The organism is Bradyrhizobium sp. BR 1432, from assembly GCF_051547705.1.
Taxonomy (GTDB): domain Bacteria; phylum Pseudomonadota; class Alphaproteobacteria; order Rhizobiales; family Xanthobacteraceae; genus Bradyrhizobium; species Bradyrhizobium zhanjiangense.
Map to the genome: position 1 here is coordinate 8007014 of NZ_JBPUGF010000003.1, position 20107 is coordinate 8027120.

Genomic DNA, 20107 nt, shown 5'->3' on the forward strand with positions numbered 1-20107 from the left:
GAACGACAATGTCTCTGATCGAAGAAATCGACTTCGGCACGCCGCGCTCGAAATCGGAAACGATGGTGACGCTGACCATCGACGGCAACCAAGTCACGGTGCCCGAGGGCACTTCGATCATGCGCGCCGCGATGGACGCGGGCCACCAGATTCCCAAACTCTGCGCCACCGACATGGTCGACGCGTTTGGCTCCTGCCGTCTCTGCCTGGTCGAGATCGAGGGGCGCGCCGGCACGCCGGCCTCCTGCACCACCCCCGTGATGAACGGCCTCGTCGTGCACACCCAGACCGAGCGGCTGAAGCAGCTGCGCAAGGGCGTGATGGAGCTCTACATCTCCGACCATCCGCTCGACTGCCTCACCTGCGGCGCCAACGGCGATTGCGAATTGCAGGACATGGCCGGCGCGGTGGGCCTGCGCGACGTGCGCTACGGCTATGAGGGCGAGAACCACGTCTTCGCGAAGACGGATGGCTGCACCAACGACCACTGGATGCCGAAGGACGAGTCCAATCCCTACTTCACCTACGATCCCTCCAAGTGCATCGTCTGCTCGCGCTGCGTCCGCGCCTGCGAGGAGGTGCAAGGCACCTTCGCGCTGACGATCTCGGGGCGCGGCTTCGACAGCCGCGTCTCGCCGGGCATGAGCGAGAGCTTCCTCGGTTCCGAATGCGTCTCCTGCGGCGCCTGCGTGCAGGCCTGCCCGACCGCGACGCTGACCGAGAAGTCGGTGATCGAGATCGGCCAGCCCGAGCACTCCGTCGTCACCACCTGCGCCTATTGCGGCGTCGGCTGCGCCTTCAAGGCCGAGATGCGCGGCGAGGAAGTGGTGCGCATGGTGCCTTACAAGGACGGCAAGGCCAATCGCGGCCATTCCTGCGTCAAGGGCCGCTTCGCCTGGGGCTACACCAACCACAAGGAGCGCATCCTTAAACCGATGATCCGCGAACGGATCGAGGATCCCTGGCGCGAAGTGTCGTGGGACGAGGCGTTCTCGTTCGCCGCCACGAAGATGCGCGGCATCCAGAAGAAATACGGCCGCGACGCCATCGGCGGCATCACCTCGTCGCGCTGCACCAACGAGGAAACCTACCTGGTGCAGAAGCTGATCCGCGCCGGCTTCGGCAACAACAATGTCGACACCTGCGCCCGCGTCTGTCACTCCCCGACCGGCTACGGCCTCGCCACCACCTTCGGCACCTCCGCCGGCACGCAAGATTTCGACTCCGTGGAAGACACCGATGTCGTGCTCATCATCGGCGCCAACCCCGCCTCGGCGCACCCGGTGTTCGCCTCGCGGCTGAAGAAGCGGCTGCGCCAGGGCGCCAAGCTGATCGTGATCGATCCGCGCCGCACCGAGATGGTGGAGTCGCCGCATGTGAAGGCGCTGCACCTGCCCTTGATGCCCGGCACCAACGTCGCCGTCATGACCGCGCTGGCGCATGTCATCGTTACCGAAGGCCTCGTCAACGAAGCCTTCGTGCGCGAGCGCTGCGACTGGAGCGAGTTCGAGGAATGGGCCGCCTTCGTCGCGCAGCCCAAGAACAGCCCGGAAGCCACCGCGATCCTCACCGGTGTCGATCCCAAGACGCTGCGCGAGGCGGCCCGCATCTACGCCACCGGCGGCAACGGCGCGATCTATTACGGCCTCGGCGTCACCGAGCACAGCCAGGGCTCGACCACCGTGATCGCGATCGCCAACCTCGCGATGGCAACAGGCAATATCGGCCGCCCCGGCGTCGGCGTGAACCCGCTGCGCGGCCAGAACAACGTGCAGGGCTCCTGCGACATGGGCTCGTTCCCGCACGAGCTGCCCGGCTACCGCCACATCTCGGGCGATGCCGTGCGCGACCAGTTCGAGGCGCTGTGGAACGTCAAGCTCAACCCGGAGCCGGGCCTGCGCATCCCCAACATGTTCGATGCCGCGGTCGAAGGCACGTTCATGGGAATCTACGTGCAGGGCGAGGACATCCTGCAGTCCGATCCCAACACCTCGCACGTGGTGGCGGCGCTGTCGGCGATGGAATGCGTCATCGTCCACGATCTTTTCCTCAACGAGACCGCGAACTACGCCCACGTCTTCCTGCCCGGCTCGAGCTTCCTCGAGAAGGACGGCACCTTCACCAACGCCGAACGCCGCATCCAGCGCGTGCGCAAGGTGATAACGCCGAAGAACGGCATTGCCGATTGGGAGGTCACTATCGGCCTCGCCAAGGCCATGGGCTTCGAGATGAACTACAGCCATCCCTCCGAGATCATGGACGAGATCGCGGCGCTGACCCCGACCTTCGCCGGCGTCTCCTATGCCAAGCTCGACGAGCTCGGCTCAGTGCAGTGGCCGTGCAACGAGAAGGCGCCGGAGGGCACGCCGGTGATGCATATTGATGGCTTCGTCCGCGGCAAGGGCAAGTTCGTCGTCACCGAATATGTCGCGACCGACGAGCGCACCGGCCCGCGCTATCCGCTACTGCTCACCACGGGCCGTATCCTCAGCCAGTACAATGTCGGCGCCCAGACCCGGCGCACCGACAACGTGGTCTGGCATGCCGAGGACCGGCTGGAGATCCATCCGCACGATGCCGAGCAGCGCGGCGTGCGTGACGGCGACTGGGTACGCCTAAAAAGCCGCGCCGGCGAGACCACGTTGCGCGCGGAGATCACCGACCGCGTCGCGCCCGGTGTCGTCTACACCACGTTCCACCACCCGGACACGCAGGCCAACGTCATCACCACCGACTATTCGGACTGGGCCACCAACTGCCCTGAATACAAGGTCACGGCGGTGCAGGTCTCGCCCTCGAACGGCCCGTCGGACTGGCAGAAGGCTTATGACGCGCAGGCGCGGCAGTCCCGCCGCATCGTGCCGGCCGAGGCTGCGGAGTAACCGCATGCACGTTCCGGTTCAGGCCATCGACCGCGAGATCTGGCGCGACGGTGCGGCCTCAGAGGGCGCGCGGCTGATCCCGGAGGAGACGCCGCTGGCGCTGACCTACAACGGCGGCACCTACGCCGTCATGATGGGGACACCGCAGAATCTGGAAGATTTTGCCGTCGGCTTCAGCGTGAGCGAAGGCATCGTCGGATCGGTCGACGACATCCGGTCGCTCGAAGTGGTCCGCCTCGACGACGGCATCGAGCTGCGCATGTGGCTGGCATCGGAAGACGCCGCGCGCATCAGCGAGCGTCGGCGCCACATCGCAGGTCCAACAGGCTGCGGCATCTGCGGCATCGAGTCCATTGCCGAGGCGGTACGGCCGGCGGCCGTGGTGCCGCAGGGGCAGAGCTTCGTGCCGGATGAAATCATGGCGGCGATGCAGGCCATCGCGCCGTTGCAATCGATCAATCTGCAAACCCGTGCCGTTCACGCCGCCGCGTTCTGGTCCCCCGCCGGGGGCATCATCGCGCTGCGCGAGGATGTCGGCCGCCACAACGCGCTGGACAAGCTCGCCGGGGCGCTAGCGCGCAGCCGCACGGATGCGCGCGGCGGCATGGTGCTGCTGACGAGCCGCGTCTCGGTGGAGATGGTGCAGAAGACGGCCGCGATCGGCGCCCCCGTGATGGTCGCCGTGTCCGCGCCGACCGCGCTCGCGGTACGCACGGCGGAAGCCGCCGGCATCACACTGATTGCCATTGCCCGCCAGGACGGGTTCGAAGTGTTTTCGCATGGTGACCGGGTCGTCGCCCGCCATGCCACGGAGGTTGCCGATGTCGCCTGACCGCCTGATCTACATGGCCAACCAGATCGGCAAGTTCTTCCAGAGCCAGGGCCATGACAAGGCCGTGCCTGGCATTGCCGAACACATCAAGAAGTTCTGGGATCCCCGCATGAAGCGCGCGATCTTCGTCCATCTCGATGCGGGTGGAGTGGGGCTCGAGCCAAACGTGCGCGAGGCCCTCACCTCGCTGAAGCAAACTACAACCCTTCCAGCAGCGCCCTGAACACGCGCCGCACCTCGCTCTGCGTTTCCTTCACACGCGCCTCCAGCGACGAGAAGTCCGGCGCATCGCCAGCGCGCGCCATCACCCGCAGGAGGTCGGTGCCGGCGGTTTCCGGCTTGAAGCGCTCGCTGACGCAAAGCCGCAAGATCTGCGTCAGGTCGTGATAGAGCCGCGCTGCGGCACGCAATATCTCGGTCTCCGATTGCGCGAGCACGCCAAGCCTGCATGCATTTTCCAGCACCTGCAGGGTGCTGACGTCGAGGATCTCCGGCTTGTCGTGGGCATGCACGAGCTGGAGGTATTGTGCAATGAAATCGATATCGACCATGCCGCCAGCAGCATGTTTGAGATCCCAGCAATCGGCCTCGCCCTTCTCCTGAGCGATCGCGCGCCGCATGTCGGCAACATCGTGGGTGGTGATTGCGGGATCGCGGCGGCGGGTCAGAACATCGCGGATGACGCGCTCGATCCGTTCGCGGAATTCAGGCGACGCCGAGACCACGCGGGCGCGCGTCAGCGCCATGTGCTCCCAGGTCCAGGCCTCGTTGGCCTGGTAGTCCGCGAACGAAGTGAGGCTCGAGGCCACGGGACCGGCGCGTCCCGACGGACGCAGCCGCATGTCGATCTCGTAGAGCACGCCGTAATTGGTGCGGGTCGTGAAGGCGCTGATCAGGCGCTGAGTGAAGCGGGCAAAGTAATGCGCACCCTGCAGCGATTTCGCACCGTCGGAATCCGGATTGTCGCTGTCGAAATCGTAGAGCAGGATCAGATCGAGATCGGACGAGGCGGTCATCTCGCGGCTGCCGAGCCGACCCATCGCGATGATCGCGGTCTGCTGATCCCTGATGCGGCCGTGCTGGGCGGCAAAGCGATCGGCGACGAGGCCATGCACGGTGTGGACGATGCCTTCGGCGACGTCGGCAAAAGCGGTGCTCGCCTGCTGCGCCGAGACCGTGCCGGACAGGATGCGCGTGCCGATCAGGAACAGGCTCTCCTGCCCGAACAGGCGCAGGCGATCGAGAAACTCCTCGTATGAGCCCGCGTCCTGCACGGTCGTCGCGAGCCGTCCCGACAATTCCTGCCTGTCGGGCATGGCGCCGAAGAAGCGCGGATCGATCAGACCGTCCATGAGCTGCGGCTGCCGCGCCAGCATCTCGCCGAGCCGGGGCGCCGCGCCCAGCACCAGCGCCACCAGCGCGACGAGCTCACGGTTCTGGCCGAGCAGCGTGATCAGCCGGCCGCCGCGCTGGAGCGCCCCCAGGAACTGATCGAACGCCACCACCGCGCGATCCGGTTCCTCGGCATGGGCAAGACCGTCGATCAGGGCCGGCACGAACTCGATGAAGGCGCTGCGCGTCGCCTCATTGCGAAACACGCGATAATCGCCGGTGATCCAGTCGCGCACCGTCTGCGCGACGGCAGCCGGCTTCTTGAAGCCGAGCGTCACCAGGTGCTGAAGCAGGCGCGGATCGTCGGGACCGGCACTGTAGTCGAGCGTCGGCAGCAGTTTGTCTGTCCCGGTCGGATCGTCGCCCTCGAACAGTTTTTCGTAGTGTCCCTGAACGATTTCGAGCTGCCGCAACAGGTCGCGTGCAAAGGCCTCCCGATCCGGATAGCCGAAGAACCAGGCGAAGCGCTCGACGGCTTCCTTGTCCTCGGGCAGCGTATGGGTCTGCTCGTCGGCGATCATCTGCAGACGGTGCTCGACCCGGCGCAGGAATTCGTAGGCCGTGGTGAGCTCGTCGCGCGCCGCAAAGGTGATCCAGTTGCTGGAGGCGAGCACGTCGAGCGCTTTGAGCGTCGGCCGCACGCGCAATTCCGGATGGCGGCCGCCCGCGATCAATTGCTGGGTCTGGGCGAAAAACTCGATCTCGCGGATGCCGCCGCGCCCGACCTTGACGTTGTGTCCCTCGACGGCGACCTCGCTCTGGCCGCGATAGGTCTGCATCTGCCGCTTCATGTCGTGCACGTCGGCGAGCGCCGCGAAGTCGAGATGCTTGCGCCAGACGAAGGGCGCGATCTCCGCCAGAAGCGCTTCACCCGCGTTGGCATCGCCGGCGCAGGCGCGCGCCTTGATCATCGCAGCCCGCTCCCAGGTGCGCCCTTCCCGCTCGTAATAGTTCAGCGCGGCGTCGCGGGAGATCGCCACCTGGGTCGACGACGGATCGGGTCGCAAGCGCAGATCGACACGGAAGACATAGCCGTCATAGGTGCGCTGCTGGAGGATGCGCGCCATCCCCTGCGTCACGCGGACGAAGAACGGCTGCGGCTCGATATCTGGCGCGAGCGTCGTCGCATCGGGATCGAAGAACACGATGAGATCAATGTCGCTGGAATAGTTCAGCTCGCCCGCGCCCATCTTGCCCATCGCGAGTACGATCAGCCCGCAGCCTTGTTCGGGCGCCTCGGGATCGGCCGGTGAGAGCTTGCCGCGTGCGGCTTCCTGTCGCAGCAGGTACTGGAGCGCCGCCTGGACCGAGAACACCGCGACATCAGTCAGCGCCGCCGTCACCCGCATCACCGGCCAGACGCCGCCGATATCGCATAGCGCGGTCAGCAGCGCTGCCTCCGCCTTCATGCGGCGAAGCAGGCGCATCACCTTGGGCTCATCCGGCGCCGCGAGCACCGCGCCCCTTGCCTCCGCCATCAGCGCCGCCAGATGCACATCCGGATCGCATTCGAGCAACCGGATCAGGCGCAGGGGATCGGCGCGCACCAGATCGAACAGATAGGGCGAGAATTCCGCGATGCCGGTCAAAATATCCCGGGCGAAGGGTTGAACCAGCAGGGATTCGAGACGGGCCGATTGCGCCGGCTCGAGCTCGGCCAGCCAATTCCCAAAACGTCTTTCGTCGGTTGTGGAAGCGGCAACATAGGGAGCCTCCACGAAGCGTGCCGCGAGGCTCTCACCATGCTTGTCCGCGTTTCCCGGCGCGGAGTGGTTCATGCCACCTTCTGTGGCACATCCTGTATTGGCGGAGCAACCCTGTCGCCGGCGCCCGCGCGCGCCGGCAGCACCAGCGTGGCGACGAGACCGGGATGGGCATCGCCCAAGCGCAATTCGCCGCCGTGCAGTGTCGCAACCGCCGAGGCGAGGCTGAGGCCGAGGCCGGAGCCCGGCAGCGTGCGGCTGGCCTCCAGCCGCACGAATCGCTCGACGACGTGCTTGCGATCCGCTTCGGGGATCCCCGGACCACGGTCGGTGACGCTGAGCAGCACCTGGTCGCCATCGCGCCTCGCCTCGATCGTGATTTGCCTGGCATCCATGCTGACCACGGTTCCTGCAACCTGAGCCGCCGGCTTGCCGTATTTGATCGCGTTCTCGACGAGATTGGCGAGCGCCTGGCTGATCAGTTCGCGGTTGGCGTGAACCGGCGTCGGCTCGGCCTTGACCTTCAGGGTCATGCCGTCATCTTCGGCAAGCGGCTCATAGAGCTCATGGATGCCACCCGCGACCTCGGCGGCGTCGAAATCGTCCATGTTGCCGCGCGCCTGCCCGGACTCGGCACGCGCGATCATCAAGAGCGCGTTGAAGGTGCGGATCAGCCCGTTCGAACTCCTCGATGGTGCGCTCCAGCGCGGCGCGGTAATCCGCCTCGCAGCCCGATTTCGCCAGGGCTTCCTCAGCGCGGTTGCGCAAGCGCGTCAGCGGCGTCTTGAGGTCGTGTGCGATATTGTCGGAGACTTCCTTCAGTCCCGCCATCAGCGCCTCGATCCGCTCCAGCATGGCGTTGAGGTTTTCGGCGAGGCGGTCGAGCTCGTCGCCGCTGCGCCCTACCGGCAGGCGCTCACTGAGATCGCCGATCATGATGCGATGCGCCGTACCGCTCATCGCGTCGATGCGCGTCAAGACACGTCGCGCCACGAAGATGCCGCCGCCGAGGCCGAGCACCACGACGATCAGGATCGACCATTGTGCGGCCTTGGCGACGATGCCGAACAGGCGACGCCTCTCGTCGAGGTCGCGGCCGATCAGGAGACGGAAGCCGTTCTCCAATTCGGTGACGCGAACGAGCGCGCGATGGTCGCGCTCATCGGCATCCTCGATCCGCCGATAGGCGGTCTCCGACCAGCCGCGCGTCGCCATCACGCCGGGCGCGAGCGAGCCGACATTGCCGGCGATCGCCTGCCCGGTCGGCGTCGTCACGAGGTAGAGGTTGGCGCCCGGGCGCAGCGCCCGATATTCGATCGTCCGCACCAGGCGAAACATGCCGCCACGGCCGTAGATCTCGTTGATCTCCGAGGTCTCGGCATTCACCGTCTGCGTGATCTCCTCGGTGATCAGTCGCCGCGTATTCCAGGCGAAATAGCCGAGCAGCGAGGCCGCGAACATCGCGAACAGCAGCAGATAGACCAGCGTCAGCCGGAACGCCGTGGTGCGGACGAGTTTACCGAATGCCGTCACGGATCATGTACCCCGCGCCCCGGATCGTGTGCAGCAGCGGGCGCTCGAAACCCTTGTCGATCTTGGAGCGGAGCCGCGAAATGTGCACGTCGATCACGTTGGTCTGCGGATCGAAATGATAGTCCCAGACGTTCTCGAGCAGCATGGTGCGCGTCACCACCTGGCCGGCGTGCTTCATGAGGTATTCGAGCAGGCGGAATTCGCGCGGCTGGAGCGTCAGCTCGTCCTTGCCACGGGCGACGCGGTGGGACAGCCGATCAAGTTCGAGATCGCCGACGCGGTAGAGCGTGTCCTCGGCCGGGCCGCCGCGGCGGCGCGACAGCACCTCGACGCGGGCCAGCAGTTCGGCGAAGGAATAGGGCTTTGGCAGATAATCGTCGCCGCCGGCGCGCAGGCCCTTGATGCGGTCGTCGACCTGCCCCAGCGCGGAGAGAATCAGCACCGGCGTGGTGGTGCCCTTCTCGCGCAGCCCACCGATCAGCGACAGGCCGTCGCGCTTGGGCAGCATGCGGTCGACCACCAGCACGTCGTAATCGCCGTTCTCGGCCATGGCGAGGCCTTCGTCGCCGTCGGCGGCGTGATCGGCAATGTGTCCGACTTCGCGAAACGCCTTCACGAGATAGTCGGCGGATTCGCGGTCGTCTTCGATGATGAGGAGGCGCATCGTGCGTTCGGCGGCGGTCAAGGGAGTGAACCTTCTCTAAACATGGCGCGAGCGGCAATCGCATGCAAGCCGAGCGGAACGATCTCGGATCGGGAAAAAGGCGGGCGGTGAAGCTGGGGGGACTTCACCGCCCTAGGCCTTCCGACGGAGGGGGGCGTAATTCCACCGGAAGGTAGATGAGGGAAGCAAACGTTGCGCTGCTCCCCCGAAGGGCGCCGGCGGCGGGGGCGACTGATGCCGGCGACACCCTTCATCTCGTAGACCTCCTGAGGCTTCAGCCCTTGTTAGCCCTTGGCGATGGGCACGGCGACGAAGCGCGACTGGCCGCCGCTCTTCACGCGCATCAGGACGCTGTTCTTGTTGTCGGTCCGCGCCGTGTTGATGGCGTCGCGGACTTCGCCGGCGGTGCTCACGCTCTTGCCGCCAACTTCGAGAATCACGTCGCCTTCCTTGAAGCCGCGTTCGGCCGCGGCGCTCTTCGGATCGACTTCGGTTACCACGACGCCTTCCTTGCCGGCACCGGCCACGGAATTGGCGGGCGCAACCGTCATGCCGAGCTTGGGAACGTCGGTGCCGCGGCTCGCACCCTTGCCCTTGTCATTGTCGTTGTCGGCCTTGGCCTCGATCGTGTTCGGCAGCTGGCCGAGGGTGAGGTTCACCACCTTGTCCTGGCCCTTGTGCAGCACGTTGAGCTTCACGGTCGCGCCGGGTGCCATGCCGCCGATGGTGCGGGCGAGCTCGCGGGCGTCCTTGACGGATTCGCCGTTGACCGAGGTGATCACGTCGCCGGACTCGATACCGGCCTTCGCCGCCGGACCGTTCGCCTGCGGCTCCGCCACCAGCGCGCCTTCGGCCTTCTTCATGCCGAGGCTGTCGGCGATGTCAGACGTCACCGGCTGGATCTGCACGCCGATCCAACCGCGGCTGACCGAGCCCTTGTCCTTGAGCTGGGCCACCACGCTCTTGACGGTGTTGGCGGGAATCGAGAACGCGATGCCGACGCTGCCGCCCGAGGGCGAGTAGATCGCGGTGTTGACGCCCATCACCTCGCCGTTGGTGTCGAAAGCCGGACCGCCCGAATTGCCCTTGTTCACGGGCGCATCGATCTGGATGAAATCATCATAGGGACCGTTGCCGATGTCGCGGCCGCTGGCCGAGACGATGCCCGCAGTCACGGTGCCGCCGAGACCGAAGGGGTTGCCGACCGCGAGTACCCAGTCCCCGATCCGCGGCTTGCTATCCGCAAGCTTGGCGAACGGGAAGTTCGAGCTGCCCTCGACCTTGATCAGGGCGAGGTCGGTACGCTGGTCGGTGCCGATCACCTTGGCAGTGTAGGTCTTGCCGTCGTCGGTGGTGACCTCGACCTTGTCGGCGCCGTCGACCACGTGGTTGTTGGTCACGGCATAGCCGTCGGGCGAGATGAAGAAGCCGGAGCCCTGGCCCTGCACGACGCGGCCACGGCCGCCCTTGAGGCCCGGGAAACCATCGGGACCGCCGAAGCGGCGGAAGAAGCGCTCCATCGGCGAGCCCGGCTGGAACGGCGAGGAGGAATCATCGCCGTCATCGTTGCTCGCGGTCTTCTCCTTGATGTTGACCTTCACCGAGATCACCGACGGCTTCACGCGCTCGACGATGTCGGCGAAGCCGATTGGACGCTCGACCTTCCGAACCTCTTGGTTGACCTGCGCATGCGCCGGGCTGGAGAACAGGTCTGCCGGCGAGGTCGACGGGCTGAAGCCATAGACGGCCGCGCCGAGACCGGCGACGACCGAGGCCATCAGCGCGATCTTGCGCGCGGAGAACACCGACCGGCGCGGCTGCCGGTAGGACGGAAGATTCGAGAGGTCGGGACGGTCGGTCATGCAGAGATCTCCAGGGCCTTGAAATTCATTTGGCGCCGGATAGCGGCACCTTACGGTTCTGAAGATGGGGGCTCCCGCCTTACCGTGCGCTGGCGGCGGGGTTAAACTTTCGTAATGAAGCAGCGGCGCGGATGCGGCAGTTTAGCGCAGCCCGAAAATCGTGGTTCTACAGGAACTTAATCGAGTTCCCGCGATGAGCGTGGAACCCTGCTCGGACGATTTTAGCTTGCCCTGACACTGACGATGAACTCGTCGACCTCGCGTTTCAAGGTCTCGGCCTGCCGCGACAGATCGACCGCAGAATCACGCGCCTCGGCGGCCATGCGCCCGGTCTCGGCCGAGGTCGAGGTGATCTGGACGATGTGGTTGGAGACGTCGAGCGTGCCGTGCGCGGCATCCTGGGCGCTGCGCGTGATCTCCTGCGTGGCATTGCGCTGCTGGGCGGTGTCGATCTCGATGCCGGACATGATCGACGAGATCTCCGACAGCGTCTTGGAGATGCCGTCGATCGCGCCGCGCGTCTGTGCGGTGATGCCCTGGATGCTGGCGACATGCGAGGTGATCTCCTCCGTCGCCTTGCTGGTCTGGTGCGCCAAACTCTTCACCTCGGACGCGACCACCGCAAATCCCTTGCCGGCCTCCCCCGCCCGCGCCGCCTCGATGGTGGCATTGAGCGCCAGCAAATTGGTCTGCGAGGCGATTGCCTGCACGAGCTGCACGACCTCGCCGATCTTGTCGGCCGCATCGGACAGCGTGTGGATGGTGTCGCGGCTCTTCTCGGCCTGGGACGCTGCGCCCTCGGCGCGCTGGGTCGCGTCGGTGACGCGGCGGCTGATCGTGCCGATCGAATTGGTCATCTCCTCGGCCGAGCCCGCAACGGTCTGGACGCTGGCGCTGGCCTGGCTCGCGGCGCTTGCCACCGCATTGGCCTTGGTGCTGGTGTCGTTGGCGGTCCGCGACAGCGTCTCGGCGTTGCTCTTCAGGTGCACGGCAGAGGACGCCACGCTGTCGACGACGCTGGCGACGAGATCGTTGAAGCGCTTGATCCGTGCGTCCAAAAATGTCGACCGCTCGGCCTGGTGCTGCGCCTCATGCAACTGCCGCTCGGTGAGGCGGCGCCGCTCGAGGCCATTGGTCTTGAAGACCTCCAGCGCACCGGCGAGCAGGCCGATCTCGTTGGTGCAGCCGAGTCCCGGAACCGGCGTCTCGAATTTCTGATCGGCGACCTCGCGCATGGCATGCACGATCGCTGCCAAGGGATTGAGGATGCCGTTGCGCACCGCAAACCAGGTGGTGAGGCAGATCGCGACGGCGACGACCGCGATCACGCCGCAGGCGACCAGGAAATAGGAGAACGCGGTCTGCGCCTGCTGGTAGATCTGCATCGCATGGTCGCGCGCCGGACCGCTCAGCGCGGCGAAGTCCGACGATAGGCTGGTGATCTCGTTGTTGAGGTAGAGCACCGCGACGAATCCGGTGCCGCCGCCGATGCCAAGCAAGAACAATAATGCAGCGACGACGGCGCCGACCAGGAAGCGGATCGTCAGATTGCTATTCGCGAACATTGGGGACTCAGAGTTTGGAATCGAATCTCGCGACAAGTTTCCAGACAAAGGTCAACATAGCATGAAACACGGAGAGACCGGCGGCCTGCGCATCATGGCGCAGCCAGGACGCTAGGACGATTTGGCATCATCCGACATCAACGCGGCGAGCCGCGCCTCCTCGTCGGGCGAGAGCGGCGGTGCCGGTAGATCTGCACCGCTTCGCGCGCGGCGTCGAATTTGCAGCCAGAGCGCCAGGCCGCCGCCAACCAGCAGAAGCGGCGCGAGCAGCCATAGCAGCATGGTCTGCCGCTCGAAGCGCGGCTTCAGCAGCACGAACTCGCCATAGCGCGCGACCAGGAAGTCGAGCACCTGCGAATTGCTGTCTCCGGCGGCGATGCGCTCACGCACCAGCAGTCGCAAATCGCGCGCGAGCGGCGCGTCGGAATCATCGATCGACTGGTTCTGGCAGACCATGCAGCGCAGCTCGCGCGACAAGTCGCGCGCGCGCGCCTCCTTGGCGGGATCCGACATGATCTCGTCAGGCTGCACCGCGTGCGCCGCCGGCCAGGCCAGCAACATCAGCGCGACGATCACGAACCACATCCGGCGCATCGGATCACTCCGCCGGCTGGAGGCGCTGCTTGGCCCGCGCCGGCTTCGGCGCACCGACCCGCAAGCGGCGGTCGGACAGCGACAGCACGCCGCCGAATGCCATCAGCACCGGCCCCCACCAGATCAGCAGCACCAGCGGCTTGTGATAGATGCGCACCGCGATGGCGCCCTCGGCAGTGGCGTCACCGAGCGAGATGTAGAGCTGGCTCGCGCCGCGGGTCAGCAGCGCCGCCTCGGTGGTCGACGAGCCGCGGGTGGTGAAGCTGCGCTTGGACGGCGTCATGATGCTGAGCGTCTCGCCGTCGCGGCTGACGTTGAACTCGGCGATCATCTCGCGGTAGTTCGGGCCCTGGCGCTGAAACAGCCCGTCGAGCTTCACGTCATAGCCGGCGACGTGAGCGACCTCGTTCTGCTTCATCGTCGCGATATATTCACTGTTCCAGGTGGTCTCGCAGACGATCCCGATCAGCGCGACACCGAGGCCGGCATGCGCGAGCGCGGTGCCCCAGGCCGAGCGTGGCAGGCCGCGCGCCCGGTGCAGCACCGTTGCGAATGGCAGGCGAACCAGGCCCGTGCGCTCGACGATGTCGGTGACCGCGCCGGCGACGACGAAGACACCAAGCCCGATCGCGAGCGGCGCCAGCGCGCTGCCGCCCCGCGCCCAGGCCCAGGTGATGGCGATGACGACGAGGCTGGCAACGCCCGCCACGAGCAGGCGCTGCGTCACGCCGAGCAGATCACCACGCTTCCACGCCAGCATCGGGCCGAACGGCACGGCGAGCAGCAACAGGGCAAACAGCGGAGCGAAGGTGAGATTGTAGAAGGGCGCGCCGACCGACATCTTGAAGTCGGCGAGCATCTCCATCGCCAGCGGATAGAGCGTGCCGAACAGCACGACTGCGCAGGCGACCGTGAGCAGGAGGTTGTTCAGCACCAAGGCGCCCTCGCGCGAGATCGGCGCGAACAGGCCGCCCTGCTTCAACGAAGTGGCGCGGCCTGCGAACAGCGACAGGCTGCCGCCGATGAACAGGCAGAGGATCAGCAGGATGAACACGCCGCGGGTCGGATCGGTGGCGAAGGCGTGCACCGAGGTGATGACGCCCGAGCGCACCAGGAAGGTGCCGAGCAGCGACAGCGAGAAGGTCAGGATCGACAGCAGGACGGTCCAGACCTTCAGCGCGTTGCGCTTCTCCATCACCAGCGCCGAATGCAGCAGCGCGGTGCCGGCGAGCCACGGCATCAGCGAGGCGTTCTCGACCGGATCCCAGAACCACCAGCCGCCCCAGCCGAGCTCGTAATAGGCCCAGTACGAGCCCATGGCGATGCCGAGCGTCAGGAAGATCCAGGCGACCAGCGTCCACGGCCGCACCCAACGCGCCCAGGCCGCGTCGATCCGCCCCTCCATCAGCGCCGCGATGGCGAAGGAGAACGAGATCGAGAAGCCGACATAGCCGAGATAGAGCATCGGCGGATGCACGGCGAGACCGATGTCCTGGAGCACCGGATTGAGATCGCGCCCCTCGATCGGCGGATTGGCGATGCGCAGGAACGGGTTCGAAGTCACCAGGATGAAGAGATAGAAGGCGCTGGCGATCCAGGCCTGCACGGCCAGCACATGCGCACGCAGCGACAGCGGCAGATTGTTGCCGAAAGCCGCGACCAGCCCACCGAACAGCGCGAGAATCGACACCCACAGCAGCATCGAGCCTTCATGGTTTCCCCACACACCGGTGATCTTGTAGAGCAGCGGCTTCATCGAATGGGAATTCTCGTAGACGTTGGCGACGGAGAAATCCGAGTTCACGTGCAGCATCACCAGCGCCGTGAACGAGGCGCCGACGAACAGCAGCTGCGCCAGCGCGGTGGAGCGCGCTACGTTCATCAATGCAACGTCGCGCAGGCGGGCGCCGATCAACGGCACGACGGACTGGATCAATGCAAGCCCGAGCGCCAGCACCAGCGCGTAGTGTCCGGATTCTGCGATCACCGCACCGCTCCCTGCGGATTACCCTGCGCGGTCGTGGCCGCAGGTTTGCTGCCGCCCGAAGCCTTGCCGTCGTAATCGTCCTTCCAGTGCCCCTGCTTCTTCAGGGCATCGGCGACGTCCTTGGGCATGTAGGTTTCGTCGTGCTTGGCAAGCACGGTGTCGGCCTTGAATACGCCGTTGGCATCGAGCGCGCCTTCGGCGACGACGCCCTGCCCTTCACGGAACAGGTCGGGCAGGATGCCCTTGTAGGCGACCGGCAGCTTGGCGTTGCCGTCGGCGACCTCGAAGGTCACCGCGAGATTGTCGCCGCGCTGGAGCGAGCCGGGCTGCACCAGCCCGCCGAGGCGAAACCGCTTGCCGGGCCCGACGTGCTTCTCGGCGACCATGGTCGGGGTCGAGAAGAACACGATGGAGTCGCGCAACGCGTTGAGCACCAGCGCGGCCGCGAGGGCGAGCACGGCGAGCGAGCCGCCGATGATGGTCATACGTCGCTGCTTGCGCGTCATGGCGTATCCGTTCTCCGCTCGTCTCGTCTTAGAATCGTCATCCGTCGAGCCCGAGAGTCCTGAGCCCTTCGTTGAGCTGGCGCAGCCGCTCGGCGTCGCCGGCGACGGCCTGCCGGGCATCGGCCGATGCCCCCACCGCCTTGCCACGGTCGCCCATCACGAGATAGGCACGCACCAGGCGCAGCCACCCCTCGACGTCATCGCCGTTCTGTTTGAGGCGCGTGGCGAGGCGTTCGACCATGCCGCGCACCATCGCGTTGCGATCGCCCTCGGCCATATCCTTGGAAGCTGCGATCGTCTCATCCGACAGCGCCGGCATCGTGCCGCCGCCGACCCGCGCCAGCGAAGACTGCACCAAAGGACGCCACGGCGCATCCGCCGGCGCCTTCGCAAGCAGCGTGCGCCAGATATTGGCGGCATCGTCCTTGCGGCCGTCCTGCTCGGCGGCGAGCCCCAGGAAGTAGTTCGCCTTGGGATCGTCGGCGTTGAGCGCGCGCGCATGCTCGAATTCCGCCTTGGCCTCGGCGGTCACGACGCCGCCGGCAGCGGCCGAGAGCGCCTCGCCGAGATCGGACCGGCGCTCGGCGCTCTCGCCATTGTAGGTGAGCGAGTTGCGATAGGCGCGCACCGCATCGTCGAAGCGGCCGAGCCGCTCCAGCACCGGCGCGAGCACGTTCCAGCCGCGACCGTCGGTCGGATTCTTTTCCAGATGTTGCTCGACCTGCACGACGAGGTTCTCGAGCGATTGCGCCATGCCGGACCCGGATCCGCGCTCGCGCTGCGCCAAGGGAAAGTCCTGAAGCTTGGGCGAACCGAGCGGCATGTAGACGCCGATCGCAACCAGCGGCAGACCGGCGAGCGCCAGCACGGCGGCGGCGCGGCGCCATTTGAGGCTCGATTTCGGCGCCGTTGCGGGTTCGCTGGCGGCCGCGGCGAGCAGCCTGCGGCTGATCTCGACGCGGGCAGCCTCGGCTTCAGGAGCGGCGATCAGTTCCGCGCCGAGATCACGCTCGATCTCGGCCAACTGGTCCTTGTAGACCGCGACCTCGCTGCCTTGATTTTGCGCGCGTCCGCTGCGCCCGAGCGGCAGAAGCACGGCGAAAATCGCCGCGACCGTCATCAGCGCGAACACGAACCATAGCGTCATCTGGCAAGCTTCCGGCGGCGCACGATCCGCGCCCACAGGTGGCTTTACACCACGGCCGGACGAGGCGGCAATTGACAATTGTCAATTCGGCGCGACCGCGCGCGGCCCGAAACGATGAAACTCCAACGGCTTAGCCGATCTCGAAGTCCGCACTTTGTGCGGCATCCTCGCCGTGCCCGTTGAAGGCCTTCAGGAAGTATGTTCCGGGCCGGATTGCAGCGGGCATTCTGATGCGCAACGCCCCCACCGGAACCGGCGAGGCGACCCTGGTGACTGTCTCCGGCAGTTGCCGACCGCTTGCCTTCTCGACCAGCACCACCTTCGCGCCGACCATCAGTCGTTGATATTTGGCAGTGATGACGCGGTTCTCGATTTCGATGGAGCTGATAATGGGTTTCATGCGCCCACAAATAGAAATTCCCCGGACTTGCACGGGACCGTAGGGCTCGCCACCGGTAGCGTCAACCTCAAATTGTGATCACAAAAATATGCGCTTATATCAGCTTGCGCGCGACGATTTGCGCTCGCCCGTGAGCGCGTTTTCTGCCGCACGACTCATCAGCGAGGCGTAATCGTCGCCGAACAGCACCTGGCAGAAGCGGATCGCGGCCTGTACCTGCTGCTGCCGATAGGTGCGGACCTTGTGATCGGCGGCGCGCAGCGACTGCACCAGCTGTTCGGTCGAGCGTTCGACATATTGCTGGAGGTCGGAATAGGTGCGCAGCGTCACCTCGTTGATCGCAAGCTCGCTCGCATAGTTGCGGCAGGTCGCGACGAAATCGATCAGCGCCACGGTTTCCTCGACCTCGGTGCTGTCGATTCGCGCCCCCGGCGGAATGTCCTTCTCGGCGCGCTGGCGCAGGATGCGGCGAACGCGGCCGGGAACGCTGTCGATCTCGGATTGCAGCGCATTGGAGATGTCGGCCCGGATCGAGACCAACTGCTTGCCCCAGGCGGAATCGTTGCGCAGGTCGAGCTCGGTGCGCAGGCCGCGCACTCCGTCGTGCAGCGCCTTGAGGTTGCCGGCGACATTGTCGAAATGGCCGCGCTTGATGTCCATGCGCAGGATCGCAGCAACGCAGGACAAATCGTGCAGGGCGATCGTGACGGCGACACCGTAGGGCGTTGCGGCGACGCGGATCTCGTCATCCGACGCCGCAATCTTGATGGCGAGGCGGATGATCTGCCACGGCGCGGTCATGCGCTGCACCACCATCGACAGCGCGAAGGGCAGCATCTGCGGGGTCTGGAGAACGGGAATGTTGAGCGCTGACGTCACAGAAGCGATCTGCGAATCGCCGAAGGCGCGCAGGAAGCGCGGCAGCTTCTCGTTCAAGGCGGCGATGGCTTCCCGGACCTGGAGCACCGCGCCGATCGAACAGAGATCATCGATCACATTGGGCGGGCCGACACGGGCCAGCGCGCGCGACTTGTCGCCGCCGCCGGGCCCCGTCAGCGCGAAGATCGCGTCCGCAGCCACCGCCTGGAGCTTTGAGGCCAGCGCCTCGACCTGTCCGGCACTGTCTGCCGGCATGCGGGCCAGCGCCGCCTCGAATTCATTCACCTTGTCCGGGGCGCCGTCACGGCCGAGCCATTGCCAAATCGGATGCAGCGAGGAGCGGCGGATTTGTCCGACCCGGATCGGGGCGCCCGCCTCGACCAGGAACGGTTCCAACACTTGGAACAACAAGCGCGACAGATCGTCCGTACGCGGCGGCGGGGCCTCGTCGGCTTTGCTCTTGCGGACGATCTTGCGCAACTGCTCGAGCACGAGGGTCGCGACAGCCGTGTCCTGGCCACGCTCCAGCGCGCGCTCGAACTCCCGCATCAGCAGCGCCTGCGACTGCGGCGGGAGCTGCGCGAGATATTCCCTCAGCCGCTCGATCGATGTCTGGCTCATGCGCCCGGGTCATGCACGGTAAAATGGCGGACATGGGATGCGTCCGGGCGCGATCTTAAGAGGTCCCCACTTAAGAAGCCGTTTAGGAAGTCGCCTCGAATGCCTCCGGTTTTCTCCTGCAGCGGCATCGGCCGCAACGAAAAATCCAGTGAGAACAATGGACTATACCCCGGGAAGGACCAGTTCGGCCCGCAGGCCCCCGATCGGCGCCCCGCCGAGCGAGAGGCTGCCGCCATAAAGCGCGGCGAGATCGGTCACGATCGACAGCCCCAGCCCCGAGCCGGGCTTGGATTCGTCGAGCCGCTGGCCGCGCCGGGAGACCTTGGCGCGCTCGGTCTCCGACAGGCCGCGGCCGTCGTCATCGACGATGATCCGCAGACGCGGGCCGGCGCCGGTCTGGTGCGGCGTCTCGACCAGAACCTCGATGAAGACGCGCGAGGCCGCCCATTTGCAGGCATTGTCGACGAGATTGCCGACCATCTCCTCCAGATCCTGCCGCTCGCCCCGGAACTTCACAGACGGATCGGCCTTGGCCTCGACCACGATGCCACGATCGCGATGGATCTTCTCCATGGTCCGCCGCAGCGCCTCGATGGCGGGCGCCACCTCCGTCACGGTTGCGACCACCGAGACCCGCGCCGCAATGCGGGCGCGCTCGAGATGATGGGCGACTTGGTCGCGCATCACGTCCGCCTGCTCCATCACCTTGGACGCGAACGGATCGGCCGCGTGGGCGCCGGCCTCGTTGACGATGACCGACAGCGGCGTCTTGATGGCATGGGCGAGATTGCCGACATGGGTGCGCGCCCGTTCGACGATCTCGCGATTGGCGTCGATCAGCGCATTGGTCTCGCGCGCCAAAGGCGCGATCTCGACGGGAAATTCGCCCTCGAGCCGCTCTGCCCGCCCAGAGCGGATGTCGGCGATCGATTCCGAGATGCGCTTGAGCGGCGCCAGGCCAAAGCGGACCTGGAACACGGTGGTCAGCAGCAGCACGATGCCGAGCGCCGTAAACGTGCCGCCGAGATAATAGTCGAAGCTCCGCGTCTCGTCGAAAATCTCGGTGTCGTCGCCGGCGACGCTGACGAGAAATTTGCCGTCGGCGCCGAGATCGACCGGCCGCTCCACCATGCGCAGGTTCTGCCCTTCGGGACCGTCGACATAAGCGAGCCGGATGCCGGCGGCGGTGAGCTCGGCCCCCTGCTCTTCCAGCTTCGGCAGTTTCTTGTCCCAGAGCGAGCGCGAGGAGCGCACCTCCGGCTTCTCGGTGTCGGTCCGCGTGATCTGCCAGTACCAGCCGGACAGCGGCAGCTCGAACAAGGGCTCGCCGAGCGACTGGAACTGGCGGTCGGGCGGCTCGTCGGGGGTCGCGACCTCGGCGATCAGCGTGCGGAGATAGAGATTGAGCCGACGGTCGAAGGCGCGTTCGGTGGCGTTCTTGTAGACCGACGACAGCACCACGCCGGTGATGGCCAGGATCACCACGAGCCAGGCGGTTGCCGACAGGAACAGGCGGTTCGCAAGCGAGCTAGCGGGCATC

At 66.1% G+C, this 20107-nt stretch carries 14 protein-coding genes and 1 pseudogene; 3 read left to right on the plus strand and 12 right to left on the minus strand.

From position 1 onward, the window contains the following. Window positions 1-8: 8 nt before the first annotated feature. From fdhF to ACSKB8_RS38840, 3 genes are read left to right on the plus strand one after another with little or no spacing between them, the layout of a single operon-like run. Window positions 9-2882, plus strand: coding sequence for a formate dehydrogenase subunit alpha (fdhF, locus tag ACSKB8_RS38830; RefSeq protein ID WP_438109724.1), 2874 nt, complete (start codon window positions 9-11; stop codon window positions 2880-2882). A 4-nt stretch (window positions 2883-2886) separates the two neighbouring features. Then, the gene (gene fdhD, locus ACSKB8_RS38835) at window positions 2887-3714 is read left to right on the plus strand and encodes a formate dehydrogenase accessory sulfurtransferase FdhD (protein ID WP_438109726.1); all 828 of its coding nucleotides are present in this window, start codon (window positions 2887-2889) and stop codon (window positions 3712-3714) included. Then, on the plus strand, window positions 3704-3937 hold the full coding sequence (locus ACSKB8_RS38840; protein ID WP_164934545.1) for a formate dehydrogenase subunit delta: 234 nt from the start codon (window positions 3704-3706) through the stop codon (window positions 3935-3937). Before fdhD ends, ACSKB8_RS38840 begins: the two co-directional genes overlap by 11 nt. Here the strand turns inward: ACSKB8_RS38840 and ACSKB8_RS38845 are convergent. From ACSKB8_RS38845 to ACSKB8_RS38900, 12 genes and pseudogenes are all read right to left on the minus strand, one after another. Then, complete coding sequence (locus ACSKB8_RS38845; RefSeq protein WP_438109728.1) at window positions 3912-6884, minus strand: bifunctional [glutamine synthetase] adenylyltransferase/[glutamine synthetase]-adenylyl-L-tyrosine phosphorylase; 2973 nt, start codon at window positions 6882-6884, stop codon at window positions 3912-3914. The genes ACSKB8_RS38840 and ACSKB8_RS38845 overlap by 26 nt on opposite strands. Continuing rightward, window positions 6881-8342: pseudogene (locus tag ACSKB8_RS38850) on the minus strand (ATP-binding protein). Before ACSKB8_RS38850 ends, ACSKB8_RS38845 begins: the two are co-directional and overlap by 4 nt. Next, entirely contained in the window at window positions 8326-9006 is a 681-nt protein-coding gene (locus ACSKB8_RS38855) for a response regulator transcription factor (RefSeq protein WP_438110845.1), read from the minus strand. Before ACSKB8_RS38855 ends, ACSKB8_RS38850 begins: the two are co-directional and overlap by 17 nt. A 284-nt stretch (window positions 9007-9290) precedes the next feature. Then, a complete protein-coding gene (locus ACSKB8_RS38860; protein ID WP_438109729.1) occupies window positions 9291-10868 on the minus strand; it encodes a Do family serine endopeptidase in 1578 nt (525 codons plus the stop codon). A 221-nt stretch (window positions 10869-11089) separates the two neighbouring features. Then, window positions 11090-12433, minus strand: coding sequence for a methyl-accepting chemotaxis protein (locus tag ACSKB8_RS38865; protein WP_438109731.1), 1344 nt, complete (start codon window positions 12431-12433; stop codon window positions 11090-11092). 111 nt (window positions 12434-12544) lie between these two features. Next, window positions 12545-13027 (minus strand): cytochrome c-type biogenesis protein, encoded by a 483-nt coding sequence (locus ACSKB8_RS38870; RefSeq protein WP_091890976.1) that lies wholly within the window; start codon window positions 13025-13027, stop codon window positions 12545-12547. A gap of 4 nt (window positions 13028-13031) precedes the next feature. Next, a complete protein-coding gene (locus tag ACSKB8_RS38875; protein WP_438109733.1) occupies window positions 13032-15014 on the minus strand; it encodes a heme lyase CcmF/NrfE family subunit in 1983 nt (660 codons plus the stop codon). Further along, window positions 15011-15520 carry a cytochrome c maturation protein CcmE gene (gene ccmE, locus ACSKB8_RS38880; RefSeq protein WP_438109735.1) on the minus strand — a complete coding sequence of 170 codons (510 nt, stop codon included), beginning with the start codon at window positions 15518-15520 and terminating at the stop codon, window positions 15011-15013. Before ccmE ends, ACSKB8_RS38875 begins: the two co-directional genes overlap by 4 nt. A 37-nt stretch (window positions 15521-15557) precedes the next feature. Then, window positions 15558-16667 (minus strand): c-type cytochrome biogenesis protein CcmI, encoded by a 1110-nt coding sequence (ccmI, locus tag ACSKB8_RS38885; protein WP_438109737.1) that lies wholly within the window; start codon window positions 16665-16667, stop codon window positions 15558-15560. Window positions 16668-16797: 130 nt separating this feature from the next. Next, window positions 16798-17067 carry a hypothetical protein gene (locus ACSKB8_RS38890; RefSeq protein WP_091890965.1) on the minus strand — a complete coding sequence of 90 codons (270 nt, stop codon included), beginning with the start codon at window positions 17065-17067 and terminating at the stop codon, window positions 16798-16800. A gap of 99 nt (window positions 17068-17166) precedes the next feature. Further along, the gene (locus tag ACSKB8_RS38895) at window positions 17167-18567 is read right to left on the minus strand and encodes a hypothetical protein (RefSeq protein WP_438109739.1); all 1401 of its coding nucleotides are present in this window, start codon (window positions 18565-18567) and stop codon (window positions 17167-17169) included. 162 nt (window positions 18568-18729) lie between these two features. Beyond that, window positions 18730-20106: an ATP-binding protein gene (locus ACSKB8_RS38900; protein WP_438109741.1), complete on the minus strand. Its 1377-nt coding sequence runs from the start codon at window positions 20104-20106 to the stop codon at window positions 18730-18732. Window position 20107: the final 1 nt, after the last annotated feature.

What these genes read in the sequence shown, in the direction of transcription:
- ACSKB8_RS38840 (WP_164934545.1), top strand. Translation starts at nt 3,704, where the DNA reads ATGTCGCCTGACCGCCTGATCTACATGGCCAACCAGATCGGCAAGTTC.
- ACSKB8_RS38900 (WP_438109741.1), bottom strand. Translation starts at nt 20,106, where the DNA reads ATGCCCGCTAGCTCGCTTGCGAACCGCCTGTTCCTGTCGGCAACCGCC.
- ACSKB8_RS38845 (WP_438109728.1), bottom strand. Translation starts at nt 6,884, where the DNA reads ATGAACCACTCCGCGCCGGGAAACGCGGACAAGCATGGTGAGAGCCTC.
- ACSKB8_RS38890 (WP_091890965.1), bottom strand. Translation starts at nt 17,067, where the DNA reads ATGAAACCCATTATCAGCTCCATCGAAATCGAGAACCGCGTCATCACT.
- fdhD (WP_438109726.1), top strand. Translation starts at nt 2,887, where the DNA reads ATGCACGTTCCGGTTCAGGCCATCGACCGCGAGATCTGGCGCGACGGT.
- ACSKB8_RS38870 (WP_091890976.1), bottom strand. Translation starts at nt 13,027, where the DNA reads ATGCGCCGGATGTGGTTCGTGATCGTCGCGCTGATGTTGCTGGCCTGG.
- ccmE (WP_438109735.1), bottom strand. Translation starts at nt 15,520, where the DNA reads ATGACGCGCAAGCAGCGACGTATGACCATCATCGGCGGCTCGCTCGCC.
- ACSKB8_RS38865 (WP_438109731.1), bottom strand. Translation starts at nt 12,433, where the DNA reads ATGTTCGCGAATAGCAATCTGACGATCCGCTTCCTGGTCGGCGCCGTC.
- fdhF (WP_438109724.1), top strand. Translation starts at nt 9, where the DNA reads ATGTCTCTGATCGAAGAAATCGACTTCGGCACGCCGCGCTCGAAATCG.
- ACSKB8_RS38860 (WP_438109729.1), bottom strand. Translation starts at nt 10,868, where the DNA reads ATGACCGACCGTCCCGACCTCTCGAATCTTCCGTCCTACCGGCAGCCG.
- ACSKB8_RS38895 (WP_438109739.1), bottom strand. Translation starts at nt 18,567, where the DNA reads ATGAGCCAGACATCGATCGAGCGGCTGAGGGAATATCTCGCGCAGCTC.
- ccmI (WP_438109737.1), bottom strand. Translation starts at nt 16,667, where the DNA reads ATGACGCTATGGTTCGTGTTCGCGCTGATGACGGTCGCGGCGATTTTC.
- ACSKB8_RS38855 (WP_438110845.1), bottom strand. Translation starts at nt 9,006, where the DNA reads ATGCGCCTCCTCATCATCGAAGACGACCGCGAATCCGCCGACTATCTC.